We start from the raw sequence: 21,010 nt of genomic DNA, 5'->3' as shown, positions 1-21,010 counted from the left end.
GAAGTAAACAGATGACAAGTTTGTTGGTAATTATAGTTTTAGTTTTATTAGCAGTTGCATTATGGCAATTGACCAAGATATTTGATCTTACTCAGGTAGGATCTTCTTCGGACGATTCTCAGGTTGCATCAGATAATGATAATAATATTCAGGGATATATTATGTTTGGCTTTTTGGCATTCATCTATATATTTACAATTTACGGTTTACTTAAATGGGGTGGTTTAGCGCTTCATACTCCTGCTTCAGAGCATGGACTTTTAGTAGATAATTTAATGGATATTACTTGGGTTTTAATTTTTGTAGTTCAATTTATTACACAAGGTTTATTATACTGGTTTTCTTTTAAATATAAAGGAAATAAAAATCAAAAAGCTTTGTTTTTTGCTGATAGTAATAAGTTAGAAGCAATTTGGAGTATTATTCCATCTGTAGTTTTGGCTTGTTTAATTCTTTATGGATTGTATGCTTGGAACAACATTATGTTTGTTGATAAAGATGAAGATGTAATTGAAATCGAATTATATGCTCAACAATTTAAATGGACTGCCAGATATGCTGGACAAGATAATGTTTTAGGTAAAGCTAATGTACGTTTAATTGAAGGTATAAATACATTAGGAGTTGATATGTCAGACCCTAATGCTCAGGATGATATTATTGTTAGTGAATTGCATATTCCTAAAGGTAAAAAAATACATTTCAAAATGCGTTCTCAGGACGTATTACACTCAGCTTACATGCCTCACTTTAGAGCGCAAATGAACTGTGTTCCTGGAATGGTTACTGAATTTGCCTTTATTCCAACTTACACTACTTCTGAATACAGAGAATTGCCATTTATGGTTGAAAAAGTGTCAAATATCAATAAACTTAGAGCTGAAAAAAGCGCTGAGTTAGTTGCTAAAGGAGGTACGGCTTTAGATCCTTATACATTTGATTATTTATTACTATGTAATAAAATTTGTGGAGCTTCTCACTATAACATGCAAATGAAAGTAGTTGTTGATACTCCTGAAGATTATAAAAAATGGTTAAGCGAAAAAACAACTTTAGCTCAGGATATTAAAGCGGCAGCCGCTGCTGAAAAACCAGCCGAAGGAGTTGAGCCTACTACAGATAGTACTGCTAAAGATACTGTTAAAGCAGTTATTGATACTGTAAAAGCGGTTGTAGCTAAAGTTGCTATGAGATAATATTTATTAAGAAAATTTAAAGTACACATATATGTCAGCAGAAGCGCACGGTCACGATCACGGTCACGATCACGGACACGATCACGAGCACGAACATCATCATAAAGACACGTTCATTACTAAGTATATCTTTAGTATTGATCACAAAATGATTGCTAAGCAATATTTAATTACCGGTATTATTATGGGTATAATTGGTATTGCAATGTCTTTGCTTTTCAGAATGCAATTAGCATGGCCAGAGGAGTCTTTCAAAATATTTAATGTTTTATTAGGAGATAAATTTGCACCTGATGGTGTAATGGCGAATGATATCTACTTGGCTTTGGTTACAATTCACGGTACTATCATGGTATTCTTTGTGCTGACAGCAGGTTTAAGTGGAACCTTTAGTAATTTACTTATTCCTCTTCAAATTGGAGCTAGAGATATGGCTTCCGGATTTATGAATATGATTTCATATTGGTTGTTTTTCTTATCTGCTGTAATAATGTTAAGTTCATTATTTGTTGAAGCCGGACCAGCTTCTGCAGGTTGGACAATTTATCCACCATTAAGTGCTTTACCACAAGCAATTCCAGGATCTGGAACAGGTATGACTTTATGGTTAGTTTCGATGGCGATCTTTATTGCATCTTCTTTAATGGGATCTTTAAATTACATCGTTACTGTAATCAACTTAAGAACTAAAGGGATGTCTATGACTAGACTTCCACTTACTATCTGGACATTTTTTGTAACAGCTATTATTGGTGTTATTTCTTTTCCAGTATTATTATCTGCTGCATTATTATTGATTTTTGATAGAAGTTTTGGTACTTCATTCTTCTTGTCTGATATTTATATTGCAGGAGAGGTTTTACACTATCAAGGTGGTTCTCCGGTATTGTTCGAACATTTATTCTGGTTCTTAGGACACCCTGAGGTATATATTGTAATTTTACCAGCAATGGGTCTTGTTTCTGAAATTATGGCTACGAACTCTCGTAAACCAATCTTTGGATACAGAGCGATGATTATGTCAGTTCTTGCAATTGCATTCTTATCGACAATTGTTTGGGGTCACCATATGTTTATTTCAGGTATGAATCCTTTCTTAGGATCGGTATTTACTTTTACTACATTATTGATTGCAATTCCATCTGCTGTAAAAGCGTTTAACTGGATTACAACTTTATGGAAAGGTAACTTACAATTCAACCCTGCAATGTTATTCTCTATCGGAATGGTTTCTACTTTCATCACTGGAGGTTTAACTGGAATCATTTTAGGAGATAGTACTTTAGATATTAATGTTCACGATACTTACTTTGTAATTGCTCACTTTCACTTAGTAATGGGTATCTCTGCACTTTACGGAATGTTTGCTGGTATCTACCACTGGTTCCCTAAAATGTACGGAAGAATGTTGAATAAAAATTTAGGTTATATTCACTTTTGGGTAACAGCAGTTTGTGCTTACGGAGTATTTTTCCCAATGCACTTTATTGGATTAGCTGGTTTACCAAGACGTTATTATACAAATACAAACTTCCCATTATTTGATGATTTGCAAAATGTGAATGTTTTAATTACAACATTTGCTCTTGTGGGTGGTGCGTTCCAATTAGTATTCTTATACAACTTCTTTAGCAGTATATTCTACGGTAAGAAAGCTGTTCAGAATCCATGGAAATCGACAACATTAGAGTGGACAACTCCAGTAGAACATATTCACGGTAACTGGCCAGGTGAAATTCCTCATGTATACCGTTGGCCATATGACTACAGTAACCCAAATCATGATGTAGATTTTGTACCGCAAAATGTACCAATGAAAGAAGGTGAAGAAGTTTTACACCACTAAAAATATTTGAAAAGACTATCAGAAATGATAGTCTTTTTTGTTTTAATAAGTTTCAGTGAGAAAGATATCTCAATGTTTTAAAATCCGAATTCCAGGTATTTTTTTTACCTATTGGAATTTGGCTTTTTTGTTTAGAATTAAATCGGAGTGAAAAAGGATATAGAGGCTTCGTCTTACTTTACTCTCATTGTAAGGATTTCTCTTTTGTCGGAAAAACAAACCTGGTGAATTTATCTTTTCATATAATTTATTACTACTTATAAGTTAGACATTGATTATCCTTTCTGATAAAGCAGGATAGGAGTGAAATTTAACAGGAAAGAAATCTGCAGATAACTTGATATTTAATGGAATTGAGCTTAAAGAAATTGAGATTTAAGTGCTGTAACGTGTTGTGTTTTCAGGAGATTAAAAAATATTTAAAAAAAAAGTGCTTTTCTAAGGTAACAAATACTGTAGTGCTGTATCAAAAGATAAACTTTAATCATATAAACATTATGAAAACTAAATCAATTCTAATTATCGTATTCATGCTTCTTATTTCAAAATCTGTTTTTTCTCAAACTGCATTTAAGGTAAATGTTAAAGGAAAAGGGGCTCCGGTTTTATTATTCCCGGGTTTTGGTTGTACCGGTGAAGTATGGAATGAAACTGTAGCTGAGCTCTCTAAAAATTATGAATGCCACATTTTTACTTTCGCGGGATTTGGCAACGTTCCGCCAATTGAAAATCCCTGGCTTTCTACAATTAAGAACCAAGTTATCTCTTATGTTAAAACGAATAAAATAAAAAATGCAACATTAATTGGTCATAGTTTAGGAGGAACTTTAAGTTTGTGGCTGGCTTCAACAGAAACGGATCTATTCAAAAAAGTAATTTTAGTTGATGCATTGCCTGCGACCGCAGCTCTGATGATCCCAAATTACAAAGGAGATGTAATTCCTTATGATAATCCACAAAGTAAAATGATGCTGGACATGAATCAAAATGCATTTGACACAATGAATTCCCAGTCTATCTCTTATATGTGTTTAAACAAAGAAAAGCAAAAGACAATTAGCGAATGGATGAAAATTGCTGATAGAAAGACCTATGTTTATGGTTATATTGATATGCTAAATTTAGATTTGCGTAAAGAAATTGCCAAAATTAAAATTCCGGTCGTAATTTTAGCAGCAACAAATCCGGATCTTAATACCGTGCAAAAAACATATAAAACGCAATATGAAAATCTGCCGTCTGTTAAAATTTATTATGCGGCAAACTCGGCTCATTTTGTAATGTACGATCAGCCGGAGTGGTTCATGGAAAAAGTAAAGTCAGAAATGCAATAAAGTGATCAAAAAAGAACAATTTAACAATATATACGACAAACATTACAGCAAGGTTTTTCGTTTATGCAAAGGTTACTTTTGTGGAGATATAGCATTAGCTTCTGATGCCACTCAGGAAATTTTTATTAAAGTATGGGAGAATTTAGATACATTCCGAAACGAATCGAGTATTAGTACATGGATTTATAGAATAGCGGTAAACACTTGTCTTCTTTATTTGCGAAAATCATCTTCCAAAAAAGAAATTAGAACGGATATTCTTCCTCAGGTTATTTCAGAAACTTATTCAGTAGAAAAAGAAGAGCAGCTTCAGCAGATGTACCAATGCATACAAAAACTCGAAGAAACAAACAAAATGATCATTCTGATGACTTTAGACGGCATAGAATATCCGGAAATAGCTCAAGTAATCGGGTTAACCGAAGAAACACTTCGCGTCAGAATCCATCGAATTAAAAAAAGTTTAACTCAATGTGTACAAAATGAAAACATTTGAAGAATTACAAAATATCTGGGATCAGCAAACAGAATCCAACACAAAACCAGCTGGCGCAGATATTATTAAAAAAGCAGAGGCGTATACCAGAAAAATTAAACGCAATCATTTTTGGACCGGGATAATTTTAGGTCTGACCTCAATTATATTAATCGCTTATTATATCTGGGTTGGAGCTTATAGACAAACACTCTTTAGTTTGGGTTTAGGTATTATGATTGCAATGCTGTTATTCCGTGTGATCTTGGAATGGCTTAGTATCAAAAGATTTAAGGAGTTAAGAACAGATATTTCATTAATGGAATACAGTAAACTGACACATCAATTTTACCAATGGAGAAAAAAAATCCACTATAGCATTACACCTGTAGTTTACCTGACCTATATTGTCGGTTTTGTGATTGTTTTACCCGTTTTTAAGGAAAGCTTCTCTAAAGGTTTTTTCCTTTACATAGTATTGAGCGGATTTGGCTTTTTACTGTTTTTCGGATTATTGATGATCAGAATAATTAAAAAAGAAATCCAGCTTTTAGATTTCTTAAAAAACATTTCTTAGGAAAATTACCTCACGCTTTTATTTTTTGTTGCAAATATATTTTTCTAAAGAAACTTGAAAAATCGAAAAACCAATCTTTAAGGATCGATGAAGTAAGAGAATCCAAATTCCAATAAGATGATGATTATTGTTGGGGTTTGGATTTTTTATTTAAAATTTTACTGTTTTACAAACTGATTTCTTTGTCTATCTTTGTAAAATGAATGAAAACTTAGATCCCACCACAAAAGGATACAATCCGGAAGAACTTGATCTTGAAAAAAGATTACGTCCGCTGTCATTTGATGACTTTGCCGGACAGGATCAGGTTTTAGAAAACTTAAAGGTTTTTGTTGCCGCCGCTAATCAACGTGGTGAGGCGCTAGATCATACTCTTTTTCATGGACCTCCGGGATTAGGAAAAACTACTTTGGCAAATATTCTGGCCAATGAGCTGGAGGTGGGAATTAAAATCACATCGGGGCCAGTATTGGATAAACCGGGTGATTTGGCAGGTTTACTTACTAATCTTGACGAAAGAGACGTTCTGTTTATTGATGAGATTCATCGTTTGAGTCCTATTGTTGAAGAATATTTGTATTCGGCGATGGAAGATTTTAAAATAGATATTATGATTGAATCGGGGCCAAATGCCAGAACGGTGCAAATCAATCTGAATCCTTTTACTCTTATAGGTGCTACAACGCGTTCGGGATTGTTAACCGCTCCAATGCGGGCCCGTTTCGGAATTTCATCACGTTTACAATATTATACTACTGAACTTTTGACCACTATTGTCGAAAGAAGTTCTTCAATTTTGAAAATGCCAATTTCATTAGATGCCGCTATCGAAATAGCCGGCAGAAGCCGTGGTACACCTCGTATTGCGAATGCATTGCTGCGCAGAGTGCGCGATTTTGCACAAATAAAAGGAAATGGAACGATTGACCTTGAAATTGCACGTTATGCCTTAAAAGCACTAAATGTCGATGCACACGGATTGGATGAAATGGATAATAAAATTCTGTTGACAATCATTAATAAATTTAAAGGAGGACCGGTAGGACTTTCAACTTTGGCAACCGCTGTCTCTGAGAGCAGTGAGACGATTGAGGAAGTTTACGAGCCCTTTTTAATTCAGGAAGGATTTATTATGCGAACTCCGCGTGGACGAGAAGTTACGGACAAAGCTTATAAACATTTAGGAAAAATAAACACCAATATTCAGGGCGGCTTATTTTAATATTTTTTCAATGTCTGAAAATAAAAAATATAGTTACCCCAATAAGCTTCCAATTTTCAGATTTTTTTTGGATGCTGAAGGAGTGCGCAGAAATCCTATTCCATTTCATAAAAAGTACTTTGATACATTTGGAGATTCTTTTTCTCTTAAAATTGGATTATCAAAGCATTTAATTTTGTCAAGAGATAATGAAATTGCACAATATATTTTACAAAAAAATCAGAAGAATTATTATAAATCAAAGTTTCAGTCGGTTTATCTTTCTAAATATTTAGGAAAAGGACTTTTGACTCTTGACGGTGATTTATGGCTGAAGCAAAGAAGACTTATTCAACCTGCTTTTCATAAACAAAAGATGAATCAGTTGGTTGAGAACATGAATAAGACTATTATTTCTGAATTAGATGTTTTAGTCGAAGATAAATCAATTGATCTTTTTCCTGTAATGAGCCAATTGGCATTTAATGTTGTGGCTAAATCTTTATTTGAGCTTTCAATTTCGGAAGAAAAATTAAATCGTATAAAAGTTATTATAGAAGAAGTTCAGAATTTCTTAATCAAAGAAATAAGACTTCCTCATAAAGCATGGTGGTTTTCTGCAACTGGCCAGGTTCAAAAACATCTTAAATTGGCAGAAGAAAATAATGGCATTATTAGAGAAATTATTGAAGAGAGAATTTCTTCAAATGCAGAGACTAACGATCTACTCGATATGCTTTTAGAGACCCGTTATGAAGATACAGGTGAAGGAATGTCTGTAAAGCAATTAATAGATGAAATTAAAGTGCTCTTTATTGCCGGACATGAGACAACTGCAAATGCATTAACTTTCACGCTTCATCTTCTGGGAAAAAACCCTGAAATACAACAGAAGGTTTTTAATGAAATTATTGAAATTGAATCAGCAACTGAAAATGTAGTTGAACAACTTCAAAAAATGACTTATACAAATGCGGTTTTAAATGAAGCTATGCGTTTGTATCCTCCGGCATGGATTACAGACAGACAAAATGTCGAAGATGATTACATTGGATCATATCATTTGAAAAAAGGCACTTTAATTGGAGTTTCTTTTTATGAATTGCATAGAAATTCTAAATATTGGGAAAATCCAAATGAATTTATACCTGAAAGATTTTTGGGAGAACAAAAGAAACGTTCAATGCAGTATTTTTATCCTTTTGGTGCCGGACCAAGAATGTGTATTGGTGCTGGATTTGCTATTTATGAGATGTGTCTGACCATTTCTTATATTGTAAAAAAATATACAATTAGATCTGTTAATTTGGATATTAAGCTCAATCCATTAATTACATTGAAACCTGTCGGAGTGGAAGTTATATTCTCTAAAAGATGACAATCAATTCTAAAGAAATATATTCGAAATTTATAAAATCTGAAGCAAAACGACTTGGGTTTCTTTCATGTGGGATATCTAAAGCTGGATTTCTTGAACAAGAAGCGCCCCGACTTGAAAAATGGCTAAATAATAATCAAAATGGCCAAATGGCTTATATGGAAAACCATTTTGATAAGCGATTAGATCCGACCATATTAGTTGATGATGCTAAAAGTGTAGTTTCACTTTTACTAAATTACTATCCTGCGGAAGTACAAAATAAGGAAAGTTTTAAGATTTCTAAATATGCTTATGGTCAGGATTATCATTTTGTAATCAAAGAAAAATTAAAAGAATTTCTTCATTCTATTCAAGAGAACATCGGTGAGGTTTCGGGCCGGGCTTTTGTTGACTCTGCACCCGTGTTAGATAAAGCGTGGGCTGCTAAAAGCGGATTAGGCTGGATTGGTAAAAACAGCAACCTGCTAACTCAAAAAGTAGGTTCTTTTTATTTTATCGCAGAGCTTATTCTTGATTTAGATCTAGAATATGATCACGCTACCACAGATCATTGTGGTTCCTGTACTGCCTGTATTGATGCTTGTCCTACACAGGCGATTGTTGCTCCCTATGTTGTTGATGGAAGTAAATGTATTTCCTATTACACCATTGAGCTAAAAGAGAATATTCCTTATGAAATGAAAGGGAAGTTCGATGAATGGATGTTTGGTTGTGACACTTGTCAGGATGTATGTCCATGGAATCGTTTCTCAAAACCACATTCAGAACCTTTATTTAATCCAAATCCCGAATTGCTCGCTTTTTCAAAAAAAGATTGGATTGAAATAACGGAAGAAACTTTTAAAACAGTTTTTAAAAATTCTCCAATTAAACGAACCAAGTTCGATGGCTTAAAACGCAATGTTAGCTTTTTAGAATAAATAATAGGATGTTTATATTTCTTCTGATTCGCAATATTTAGAAACAAAATTACTTCACATTCAGATGAGCTTTTTTGATTTACGAAAAGCTACAATTAAAAAGACATCTGAACCTCAATTTCAAAACGTCATAGATTATAGGAACCTTCTTTACGATTTAGAGAAGGTTTTTTAATTTGATAAAGTGTTGAAAATCAAATATGATGTATTTTTCACAAAAAAACATTCAAAATCATCCTTTTATTTGTGATAAAAATCTGAAAATATATAATTTCATTTATTATGTTTAAAATGAATGTGTTAACTTTTAAAAATTGTTTTTTATCTGCATTTTTTTTTAACTTTATAGTCCTAAAATTTTTCAGATATGACTGTAAATCAAATACTAAACGCAAAAGGGAAAAATGTTTATTCCGTACGTTCAACAACAACCGTGTATGAAGCACTGAAAGTAATGGGAGAAAAAAACATAGGGGCCATTCTTGTAATTGATGGAACCGACTTAAAAGGGATACTGTCTGAAAGAGATTATGCCCGAAAAATTGTTTTAAAAGATAAATCTTCAAAAGAGACTTATGTTCATGAAATTATGGAAAGTAACGTTTTTTCCGTAAATCTTTCAAATAATATTGAAGATTGTATGGAACTGATGAGCACAAAAAGAATCAGACATTTACCAGTTTTAGAAGAGGGAATTGTGGTGGGGATTATCTCAATTAGCGATGTTGTAAAAGCAATTATAGAAATTCAAAAGGACACAATTAATCATTTAAACTCTTATATTTCACAGTAATTAAAGTTTAAAAATAAAATTTATTAAATAGTCCAAATTGTATTGGACTATTTTTTTTGATCTTTCAAAAATGTTATTTTAAGAAAAGAAAGCTGTAAAAAGACGCCATTTTAAAACAAGACTTATATCTTTGTAAGCTAGAATAAAAGCTAAAAATAATGAACAAAGAGAGTAAAAGAAGAGAAGCGTTACTGTACCATTCAGAACCAACTCCAGGAAAAATTCAGGTAGTTCCAACAAAAAAATACGCGACCCAAAGAGATTTATCTTTGGCCTATTCCCCAGGTGTTGCGGAGCCATGTTTAGAAATTGCAGCAAACGTAGAAGACGTTTATAAATATACAGCAAAAGGAAATTTAGTTGCTGTTATCTCAAACGGTACAGCCGTTTTAGGTTTAGGAAATATTGGTCCGGAAGCCTCCAAGCCAGTAATGGAGGGAAAAGGATTACTCTTTAAGATATTCTCTGATATTGACGTTTTTGATATTGAAGTTAATACAGAAAATGTTGAAGAATTTATTCAGACAGTAAAAAATATTGCTCCAACTTTTGGAGGTATAAACCTGGAAGATATTAAAGCACCGGAATCTTTTGAAATCGAAAGAAGACTGGTTGAAGAATTAGATATTCCGGTAATGCATGACGATCAGCACGGTACAGCAATTATCTCTTCGGCAGCATTAATCAATGCACTTGAATTAGCAGGAAAAAAAGCAGAAGATGTAAAAGTAGTAGTTTCAGGTGCAGGTTCGGCTGCAATAGCCTGTACTGATTTATATGTTTTGTTAGGCGTAAAAGTCGAAAATATACAAATGTTTAATAGTAAAGGACTTTTAACAAAAGATAATCCTGCACTATCAGAATTGCAATTAAAGTATGCCGTCGATGGTCCTAAAATTGAGCTGGCAGAAGCTGTAAAAGGCGCTGATGTTTTCATAGGATTGTCTTCAGGAGGTATTTTGTCGCCTGAAATGTTATTGACAATGAAAGATAATCCGATTGTTTTTGCAATGGCAAATCCAAATCCGGAAATCGATTATAATTTAGCGGTAGAAACACGAAAAGATGTTATTATGGCTACAGGCCGTTCAGATTTTCCTAATCAGGTAAATAACGTTTTAGGTTTCCCATATATTTTTAGAGGAGCACTAGATGTCAGAGCGACAAAAATTAACGAAGCGATGAAAATGGCTGCTGTAAAAGCATTGGCAATTTTGGCCAAAGAACCAGTTCCGGAGCAGGTTAATGTGGCATATGGTGCGACGAAATTAGGTTTTGGTCAGGATTATATTATTCCTAAACCATTTGATCCAAGATTAATTACAATTGTAGCTCCAGCTGTCGCAAAAGCAGCAATGGAATCCGGAGTTGCAAAAAATCCTATTACGGATTGGGCGGCATATGAAGATGTGCTTCGCGAACGTATGGGGAACGATAATAAGATGGTTCGTTTAATGACAAACCGTGCTAAAATGGATCCAAAACGAATTGTTTTTGCAGAAGCAGATCAATTAAACGTTTTAAAAGCGGCACAAATTGTTCACGAAGACGGAATTGGTTTCCCTATTTTATTAGGAAATAAAGAAGTTATCTTAGAACTTAAGGCAGAATTAGGTTTTGATGCTGAACTTGAAATCATAGATCCTAAAACGAACGACGAAGAAGCAAGAAGAAATAGGTTTGCAAAATCATATTGGGAGACAAGAGAACGAAGAGGTGTTTCTTTACTGGATTCCCAAAAATTCATGCGCGAAAGAAATTATTTTGCTGCCATGATGGTTAATGAAGGTGAAGCAGATGCATTGGTAACGGGGCATACAAGAAGTTATCCAAGTGTTGTAAAACCAATGTTACAGTTAATTGAAAAAGCACACGGAGCTTCATTAGTTGCAACCGCAAATATGATGTTGACTTCTCGTGGACCAATGTTCCTGTCAGATACCGCAATTAATATAAATCCATCTTCTGAAGATTTAGTTAATATTGCAATTATGACTGCAAAAACTGCAAAAATGTTTGGAGTTGAACCAGTTATAGCAATGGTTTCGTATTCTAATTTTGGATCTTCAACAAGTCAGAGTGCTTCAAAAGTTAGAGAAGCGGTGGCTTATCTGCATAAAAATCATCCGGACTTGATTGTTGACGGAGAAATCCAGGCAGATTTTGCTTTGAATCAGGAAATGCTTGCCGAAAAATTTCCGTTTTCTAAATTAGCAGGTAAAAAAGTAAATACATTAATTTTCCCTAACTTAGAATCGGCTAATATTACTTATAAATTATTGAAAGAATTATATAAAGTAAATTCAATTGGTCCAATTATGATGGGAATGGGTAAACCGGTTCACATTTTTCAATTAGGAGCAAGTGTTGAAGAAATGGTTAATATGGCTGCAATTGCAGTTATTGATGCTCAGGAAAAAGAGAATAAAAAAAATAAATTAGCTAAATAGTCGATTTAATAAGGATCAAATAATATTGTCTTATTTTTATTGCATTTTTATTATATTTGATACTATAAATTATATTATGATAGCACATTTGCAGGGGAAGTTAGTTGAAAAAAATCCCACAGAGGTTGTAATTGATTGTGGTGGAGTGGGATATCATGTAAATATTTCTTTACACACCTTTTCATTAATTCCCAATGCTGATTTTATAAAATTGTATACGCATCTTCAAATCAAAGAAGATGCGCATACATTATTTGGTTTTGTTGAAAAATCAGAACGCGAAATATTTAGAATGCTATTATCTGTTTCAGGTATAGGTGCTAATATTGCGAGAACAATGTTATCTTCGATTGAGCCCAGACAAATAATAAATGCAATTGCTTCCGGAGATGTTGGTATTATTCAGTCAATTAAAGGGATTGGAAATAAAACCGCTCAGCGGGTTATACTTGATTTAAAAGAAAAAGTGTTAAAGTTATACGATTTAGATGAAGTTTCGGTAGTTCAAAACAATACAAATCGAGATGAAGCGTTATCTGCTTTGGAAGTTTTAGGGTTTATTCGAAAAACTTCAGAAAAAGTTGTCGAAAAGATCGTAAAAGAAGACCCTGAAGCAACCGTTGAAACCATCATCAAAAAAGCCTTAAAAAGTCTATAAATCCAATTAAGACCAATTAATTATATGCGTAAAATTTGTATTTTAGTACTGTTTTTATTTTGCGGTAACTTTTTGCGTGCGCAGGTAAATCAGTCAGTTCAGGATACAACTAAAACGCAGTTTTCTGTAGGTAAAGTAGAGCTTAAAAACCCACCAAGTATTTTATCCGCTTATAAATACGATCCGGTTACGGACCGATATATTTATACCAATTCTGTCGACGGTTTTTCAATTGACTATCCAATTATTTTAACACCTAAAGAATACGAAGATTTAGTTTTGAAAGAATCCAGAAGAGATTATTTCAGAAAAAAAATGGACGCTATCGACGGTAAAAAAACAGGAAGCGAAGCAGCCAAAAAAGATTTGTTGCCCCGCTACTATATCAATTCAAGTCTTTTTGAAAGTGTTTTTGGTAGTAATACTATCGACGTAAAACCCACAGGTTCTGTCGAAATGGATTTAGGAATTCGTTATACGAAACAAGACAATCCTTCATTTTCACCAAGAAACAGATCAAGTCTAACATTCGACTTTGATCAGCGAATTAGTATGAGTTTGATGGGGAAGGTGGGAACGCGTCTTGAAGTAAATGCGAATTATGATACTCAGTCAACATTTGCATTTCAAAACCTATTTAAATTAGCCTATACTCCATCAGAAGATGATATTATTCAAAAAGTAGAAGTCGGAAATGTTAGTATGCCGCTGAATAGTACTTTAATTCGTGGCGCACAAAGTTTGTTTGGTGTTAAGACACAATTGCAATTTGGAAAAACTACTGTTACCGGTGTTTTTTCAGAACAAAAATCGCAAACAAAGAGTATTGTAGCCGAAGGAGGTGGTACCGTTCAAAACTTTGATTTGTATGCTTTGGATTATGATAATGACAGACACTTTTTCTTATCTCAATATTTTAGAAACAAATATGATGCTTCCTTAAAAGGATATCCATTTATTGATAGCCGTGTGCAGATCACCCGAATAGAAGTTTGGGTTACCAATAAACAAAACCGTGTCAGTACAACCAGTAATAATTTAAGAAACATTATTGCACTTCAGGATTTAGGTGAAGGACAAATTACTGGAATTCCAGATAATGAAGTGGTTGTTATTAGTTCGTCAGCAGGATTTTTTAATAATCAAATCGATTCTCCAACAGATAACAATAATAATAAATACGATCCGGAGACCATTGGTCAGGCTGGTTCTTATTTGAACTCCAATATTAGAGAAATTGTAACGGCAAAATCAGGATTTAATAATACCAATGTTAGCGAAGGAACTGATTATTCTATATTAGAGAATGCCAGAAAATTAACTACGAATGAATTTACTTTTAATCCACAATTAGGATATATTTCTTTGCAACAACGTTTGGCAAATGATGAAATTTTAGCAGTTGCTTTTGAATATACCGTTGGAGGTAAAATTTATCAGGTAGGAGAATTTGGTAGTGATGGTGTTGATGCAACTGTTGTTACAGGAAATAACAATTCGAATCAGGCTATTATTTCTCAAAGCTTGGTTTTAAAAATGCTGAAAAGCAATTTGACCAACGTTCAAAATCCGGTTTGGAATTTGATGATGAAAAACGTGTATCAAATTCCACAAGCGTATCAGATAAAACAAGATGATTTCAGATTAAATATTCTCTATACGGATCCTTCTCCAATAAATTATATTACGCCTGTTCAGGGATCAAGTTTTCCGGCAAATCCAACACCAGATAACAAAGTAGATCAAACACCATTATTAAATGTGTTTAATCTGGATCGATTAAATTATAACAATGATCCGCAAACCGGTGGAGATGGTTTCTTTGATTATCTTCCGGGTATAACGGTTGATGTTCAAAATGGTCGAATTATTTTTACTACCAAAGAGCCTTTTGGGGAATTGTTATTCCAAAAATTACAAAATTCAGGTTCTGGCGAAAACTATAATGATCCAAATACATACAATGCGAATCAGCAAAAATATGTGTTTAGAAATATGTATCGCAACACACAATCAGGGGCTTTACAGGATAGTGACAAAAACAAATTCTTATTAAGAGGAAAATATAAATCATCAGGAAGCAATGGTATTCCGATTGGGGCATTTAATGTGCCGCAAGGTTCTGTTGTGGTTATGGCGGCCGGAAGAAGACTGGTAGAAGGAATCGATTATAGTGTCGATTATCAGTTAGGAAGAGTTCAGATTCTTGATCCTTCTCTTCAGGCATCCAATACCCCAATCGAGGTTTCGTTAGAAAATAATTCTATTTTCGGGCAACAAACCCGAAGATTTATGGGGTTCAATGTTGAGCATAAGATTTCAGATAACTTTGTTGTTGGAGGAACTTATCTTAAAATGACCGAACGACCTTTTACACAAAAATCAAGTTATGGTCAGGAATCTGTAAACAATACAATTTTTGGTTTTAATGGAAATTATGCGACAGAAGTTCCCTTCTTTACCAGATTAGTTAATAAACTACCCAATATAGATACAGATGTTCCTTCGAATCTTTCAATTAGAGGTGAAGTTGCATTCTTAAAACCTGATGCTCCAAAAGCAAGTGATTTTGAAGGAGAAGCGACTATTTATGTGGATGATTTTGAAGGTTCGCAATCGACAATTGATATGCGATCTGCATATGCCTGGAGTCTGGCATCAACACCTTATTTAAATTCTATAAACGATAATACTTTTAATGCTAATTCGAATACATTAGAATACGGATATAAACGTTCAAAATTAGCATGGTACACTATTGATCCTATTTTTTATTCTTCAAAACCATCCGGAATTTCAAATGACGATTTGTCTTTAAATACGACAAGAAGAATTTATAGCAGAGAGTTATATCCAAACACGGATATTGCTCAGGGACAGATACAGGTTATTAATACATTAGATTTAACCTATTTCCCTACTGAGCGTGGACCTTATAATAATAATCCAACTTTCGCCGCAGGTCCTGCAGCTTCAAATTTTGGAGGAATTATGCGTTCTTTAAATTCTACTAATTTTGAGCAGGGAAATGTAGAGTACATCCAGTTTTGGGTTCTTGATCCTTATGTTGGAAATGGAGAAGCACAACCAAATAACACCGGAAAAATTTATTTCAATTTAGGAGAAATCTCTGAAGATGTTTTAAAAGACGGAAGAAAACAATATGAAAACGGATTGGGACCTGATCAGGTAGTGGTAAATCCACAACCAATTTGGGGAGATGTTCCTGCATCTCAATCCTTAATTTATGCATTTGATACTAATGCAAACAACCGCCAAAATCAGGATGTTGGTTTAGACGGTCTTCCAAATTCAAAAGAAGCAAGTGTTTACAATAATTATGCAGGAGAAGAAGATCCTGCAGCAGATAATTACACTTATTATTTAAATACAGATGGAGGAGTTTTAGATCGTTATAAAAAATATAATGGAGTTGAAGGAAACTCAGCCGTAAGTATTGATGATCCTAATCGTGGAGCAACGACATTACCAGATGTGGAGGATATCAATCGTGACAATACAATGAGTACAATTAATGCTTATTATGAATATAGTATTGATGTAAGACCGGGAATGCAGGTAGGACAAAATTACATTACAGATATTCGTGAGGTTACGAATGTTGAATTACCAAATGGCGGAACAACTAATGCAAGATGGATTCAGTTTAAAATTCCGGTTTCTCAGCCTCAGAATACAATTGGGAATATTACAGATTTTAGATCTATTCGTTTCATGCGTATGTTTATGACTGGTTTTAATAATCAGATGACCGTGCGTTTTGGAGCATTGGATTTAGTAAGAGGTGAGTGGAGAAGATATACAGGAACACTTGATGCTAATGATACAAACCCTGATGATGACGGTACTGAATTTGATGTCGCAGCTGTTAATATTCAGGAAAACAGTACAAAATGTCCTGTGAATTATGTTATCCCGCCAGGAGTTCAGAGAGAACAACTATATAATAATAATACAATTATCAATCAAAATGAGCAATCATTGGCATTGAGAATTGGAGGGACAGGTTTGCAATATCAGGATTCCAGAGCCGTATTTAAGAATGTTAGTGTTGACATGCGTCAATACAAAAAACTTAAAATGTTCCTGCATACTGAACAATTACCTAACGGAAACACATTACTAGATGATGAAATGGTTGGATTCATTCGTTTTGGAAATGATTTTACGCAGAACTATTATCAGGTCGAAATTCCTTTAAAAGTGACCAGAACAGGAGGCTCATGTTCAATAAGCCCCGATCAGGTGTGGCTTGAAGATAATGACATTGATTTGGCAATGGAACTACTTACCAAAATGAAAATTAAGGCGATGAGTATCGATATTAATTCTACATTAAGAGATATAAATGGGGTTTATTACCCGGATGACGATTTGAGTTTAAACGGAGGTGATGGCGATGGCAGATTAAAATTAGGAATTAAGGGAAATCCTAATTTTGGTTTGGTAAGGAATTTAATGGTAGGTGTAAAAAGTAGAGCAGATCATAAGGATATCACAGGAGAGGTTTGGTTTAATGAACTTCGCATGTCAGATTTGGATAACAAAGGCGGTATGGCTGCTATATTAAATGTTGATACCAATATGGCTGATTTTGCAACAGTTTCTGCGGTTGGAAGAAAAAGTACCATTGGTTTTGGATCTTTGGAACAGGGAGCCAATGAAAGAGATCGTGAAGATATTCAGCAGTATAATATTGTAACAAATCTAAATTTAGGAAAATTATTGCCTCAACGATGGGGGATAAATTTACCTTTTAATTACGCGATTGGAGAAGAAGTAATTACACCGGAGTATGATCCTTTTAATCAGGATATAAAGCTAGACCAGTTGCTAAAAGAAACAACTGATCCGGATGAAAAAGACAATATCAGAACTCGTGCTGTAGATTATACAAAGAGAAAAAGTATCAATTTTATTGGAGTAAGAAAAGATCGTGCACCAGAACAGAAACCACATGTTTATGATGTAGAAAATCTGACGTTCTCGCAATCCTACAATCAGGTAGAACGCCATGATTACGAGGTTGAAGATTACGAAGACGAACAGTCAAATACAGCTGTGAATTATGCTTACACCTTTCAGCCAAAAGAAGTAGTTCCTTTTAAGAATACGAAGTTCATGAAGAAAAGTGAATACTGGAAGATGTTAAGTGATTTCAATTTTAATTATTTACCGTCCAATATAACTTTTAATACCAATGTTTTAAGACAAAGTAATCGCCAGCAATATAGAGATGTGGAGGCACAAGGAATTGGTCTTGACCCGCTTTACAGGCGAAATTTTGCCTTTAATTATCAGTATGGTTTTGGTTATAACCTGACAAAATCATTAAAAATAAATTATAACGCTGCTTCAAATAATATTGTGAAAAATTATTTGAATGAAGATAATTCTCCAAAAGAAGATTTTAATATCTGGGATAGTTATTGGGATGTAGGAACGCCAAATCAACACTTACAGCAATTAGTGTTGAACTACGATATTCCTATTAATAAAATTCCGCTTTTAAGTTTTGTAAAGGCGAGTTATTCCTATACAGCTGATTATAGCTGGCAACGATCTTCAACCGCATTGTCTCAATATGTTGATCCGGATGGTAATATGTTTGATTTAGGGAATACAATTCAAAATGCGAATTCAAACACGCTGACAACTACTCTTAATATGAATTTGTTGTACAAGTATTTAGGTTTAACACCAGGTGCAAAATCTGCTGCAAAACCTAAACCAACAGCACCGCCAAAACCGGGAGAGAAAATTGTTAATACAGCGAAACCAGTAACTAAGAGTAGTCCGTTTTATGACGGTATGATTGGCGTTTTAACGAGTGTAAAAAATATTCAGGTAAATTATACTAAAAACAGCGGTACCGTGTTGCCGGGTTATACACCTGGTGTTGGTTTCTTCGGAACAGCAAAACCATCATTAGGATTCGTATTTGGAAGTCAGGATGACGTACGTTATGAAGCAGCTAAAAATGGCTGGTTGACCAATTATGATAATTTCAATCAGAACTTTACGCAAGTAACTAATAAGCTTTTAAAAATAACAGCCAATATTGATTTGTTCCCTGATTTAAAGATTGATTTAGCAATGGATCGTGCTTATTCTGAAAATTCATCAGAACAATACAGCGTTGTAAACGGAGAATATTTGCCTTTGTCGCCTTACACTTATGGGATGTTTTCTATTTCGACTGTATTGATAAAAACATCTTTTTCGACTAGTAATGAAATTGAGTCTGCTGCATTTGATGAATTTAGAAGTAACCGTTTGATTATTGCGAATCGTCTTGCCGAAGAACATTATGGTTCAGGAGCTGCAATCCCGAGATATGGAGATTCAAATAATCCAATTCCGGCAGAAACAGATCCGAAGTATGCAATTTATGTGGCTAACCAAGGATATCCAATAGGTTTTACAAAAAGTAATCAGGCTGTTCTTTTGCCTTCATTTTTAGCGGCCTATTCCGGAGGAAATGCTTCGAGTACTTCAACAGATATTTTTAGAAGTTTTCCGATTCCAAACTGGAGTGTAAAATATAATGGTTTAATGCGATATAAATTTTTTAAAGATAAATTTAGACGTTTTTCATTACAACATAATTACAGGGCATCCTATACTATAAATCAGTTTAGATCTAATTTTGATTATAATGAAAAACCAGGTGGACAGGATGTAAATACCAATTTCTATAACCAAACCATTATGTCTAATGTCAATTTGGTAGAGCAGTTTAGTCCACTTATCCGTATGGATTTTGAATTGAAAAGCTCTTTAAGAGTATTGACTGAAATTAAAAAGGACAGAGCGTTGTCAATGAGTTTTGATAATAATTTATTGACAGAAGTTAAAGGTTTGGAATATGTAGTAGGTTTAGGATATCGTTTTAAAGATGTTATTTTCTCTTCAAGACTGGCAGACAACCCAACCGGAATTATAAAAAGTGATATCAATATAAAAGCTGATTTCTCTTATAGAAATAATGAAACTATGGTTCGTTATTTAGATTATGATAACAACCAATTAGCAGCAGGACAAAATATTTGGTCACTGAAACTAACGGCTGATTACGCATTTAGTAAAAACCTGACTGCAATATTTTATTACGATCATTCGTTCTCAAAAGCTGTAATATCAACGTCATTTCCGTTAACTAATATTCGATCAGGTTTTACACTTCGATATAACTTCGGAAATTAATTTTTTCGTTTTCTAAACGGGATTTAATTAGAAGATTGTTACATTTGTGGCTTCAAAATTCAATTATCAATTTCAAACATATTATTATGAGCATACCAGCAAATTTAAAGTACACAAAAGATCACGAATGGGTTAGCATCGAAGGAGATGTTGCAACTGTAGGAATTACTCATTTTGCTCAAAAAGAGTTAGGAGATATCGTATATGTTGAAGTAGAAACTTTAGATCAAACACTTGATAAAGATGAGGTTTTCGGTACAGTTGAAGCTGTAAAAACAGTTTCTGATTTGTTTTTACCTTTAACAGGAGAAATTATTGCTTTTAATGAAAGTTTAGAAAGTGCACCGGAAACAGTAAATTCTGATCCTTACGGAGCCGGATGGATGATTAAAATTAAGATTGCTGATGCATCAGAAATAGATTCTTTATTATCTGATGAAGCTTATAAACAACTTATAGGTGCCTAAACAACTTCTTTTAATTTGGGCAATTATTTGTTCAGGTATCATTACTTATTTTTGTTTGACAAATTCAAGTAATATTCCGGCAATAAATTTTCCAAGCGCTGATAAAATTGTTCATTTTTGTTTTCATTTCGGATTTACGGTTTCCTGGATTTTGTTTTTTAAAAAAGAACTAAAAGGAAAACAGGCTAACGATTATAAAGCCTATCTTATTTCGTTTATATTTTCAGTTTTTTTTGGAATTACAATCGAAGTTTTGCAAGGTGTATTAACGACAACCAGAACGCCTGATGTAACTGATGTTTTAGCAAATACAATTGGTGCAACCACCGCTGTTTTTTGTGCTATAGCTTTTAGGAAACAAATAGATAAAATAATAGGAATATAATTACCCACTTCGGTGGGTTTTTTGTTGTCAAAAAATCAAGCTTACTAAGTAATGTTTTTTTACGAATTTTAAATGTATTTTTGTCGAAATTCGATGTAAC

Annotated in this window: 14 protein-coding genes; all 14 read left to right on the top strand. The window is 33.7% G+C overall.

The features are described from left to right. The first annotated feature begins 11 nt into the window (after positions 1-11). Entirely contained in the window at positions 12-1,196 is a 1,185-nt protein-coding gene (locus IHE43_RS22770) for a cytochrome c oxidase subunit II (protein ID WP_192186008.1), read from the top strand. A gap of 31 nt (positions 1,197-1,227) precedes the next feature. Continuing rightward, a complete protein-coding gene (locus tag IHE43_RS22765) occupies positions 1,228-3,042 on the top strand; it encodes a cbb3-type cytochrome c oxidase subunit I (RefSeq protein WP_192186007.1) in 1,815 nt (604 codons plus the stop codon). Positions 3,043-3,539: 497 nt separating this feature from the next. After that, entirely contained in the window at positions 3,540-4,376 is an 837-nt protein-coding gene (locus IHE43_RS22760) for an alpha/beta fold hydrolase (RefSeq protein WP_192186006.1), read from the top strand. Position 4,377: 1 nt separating this feature from the next. Further along, positions 4,378-4,872, top strand: a complete 495-nt coding sequence (locus IHE43_RS22755; protein ID WP_192186005.1) for an RNA polymerase sigma factor — start codon at positions 4,378-4,380, stop codon at positions 4,870-4,872. Further along, positions 4,859-5,428 carry a hypothetical protein gene (locus tag IHE43_RS22750; RefSeq protein WP_192186004.1) on the top strand — a complete coding sequence of 190 codons (570 nt, stop codon included), beginning with the start codon at positions 4,859-4,861 and terminating at the stop codon, positions 5,426-5,428. The genes IHE43_RS22755 and IHE43_RS22750 overlap by 14 nt, the downstream gene beginning before the upstream one ends. Positions 5,429-5,627: 199 nt before the next feature. Continuing rightward, a complete protein-coding gene (gene ruvB / locus IHE43_RS22745) occupies positions 5,628-6,650 on the top strand; it encodes a Holliday junction branch migration DNA helicase RuvB (RefSeq protein WP_056188325.1) in 1,023 nt (340 codons plus the stop codon). A gap of 10 nt (positions 6,651-6,660) precedes the next feature. Then, positions 6,661-8,007, top strand: a complete 1,347-nt coding sequence (locus IHE43_RS22740) for a cytochrome P450 (RefSeq protein WP_192186003.1) — start codon at positions 6,661-6,663, stop codon at positions 8,005-8,007. Beyond that, entirely contained in the window at positions 8,004-8,930 is a 927-nt protein-coding gene (gene queG / locus IHE43_RS22735) for a tRNA epoxyqueuosine(34) reductase QueG (RefSeq protein ID WP_192186002.1), read from the top strand. The genes IHE43_RS22740 and queG overlap by 4 nt, the downstream gene beginning before the upstream one ends. Positions 8,931-9,297: 367 nt before the next feature. Next, entirely contained in the window at positions 9,298-9,723 is a 426-nt protein-coding gene (locus IHE43_RS22730; RefSeq protein WP_192186001.1) for a CBS domain-containing protein, read from the top strand. Positions 9,724-9,881: 158 nt separating this feature from the next. Continuing rightward, the gene (locus tag IHE43_RS22725; protein WP_192186000.1) at positions 9,882-12,173 is read left to right on the top strand and encodes an NADP-dependent malic enzyme; all 2,292 of its coding nucleotides are present in this window, start codon (positions 9,882-9,884) and stop codon (positions 12,171-12,173) included. 76 nt (positions 12,174-12,249) lie between these two features. Beyond that, on the top strand, positions 12,250-12,831 hold the full coding sequence (gene ruvA / locus IHE43_RS22720) for a Holliday junction branch migration protein RuvA (protein ID WP_192185999.1): 582 nt from the start codon (positions 12,250-12,252) through the stop codon (positions 12,829-12,831). A gap of 24 nt (positions 12,832-12,855) precedes the next feature. Beyond that, a complete protein-coding gene (gene sprA, locus IHE43_RS22715) occupies positions 12,856-20,058 on the top strand; it encodes a cell surface protein SprA (RefSeq protein WP_192185998.1) in 7,203 nt (2,400 codons plus the stop codon). Positions 20,059-20,144: 86 nt separating this feature from the next. After that, positions 20,145-20,525, top strand: a complete 381-nt coding sequence (gcvH, locus tag IHE43_RS22710) for a glycine cleavage system protein GcvH (RefSeq protein ID WP_192185997.1) — start codon at positions 20,145-20,147, stop codon at positions 20,523-20,525. After that, positions 20,518-20,910, top strand: coding sequence for a VanZ family protein (locus tag IHE43_RS22705; RefSeq protein WP_192185996.1), 393 nt, complete (start codon positions 20,518-20,520; stop codon positions 20,908-20,910). The genes gcvH and IHE43_RS22705 overlap by 8 nt, the downstream gene beginning before the upstream one ends. Positions 20,911-21,010: the final 100 nt, after the last annotated feature.

This window comes from Flavobacterium sp. MDT1-60, assembly GCF_014844035.1.
Taxonomy (GTDB): domain Bacteria; phylum Bacteroidota; class Bacteroidia; order Flavobacteriales; family Flavobacteriaceae; genus Flavobacterium.
The sequence above is the reverse complement of the archived record's forward strand: the minus strand, read 5'-3'. Positions and strand labels throughout refer to the sequence as shown.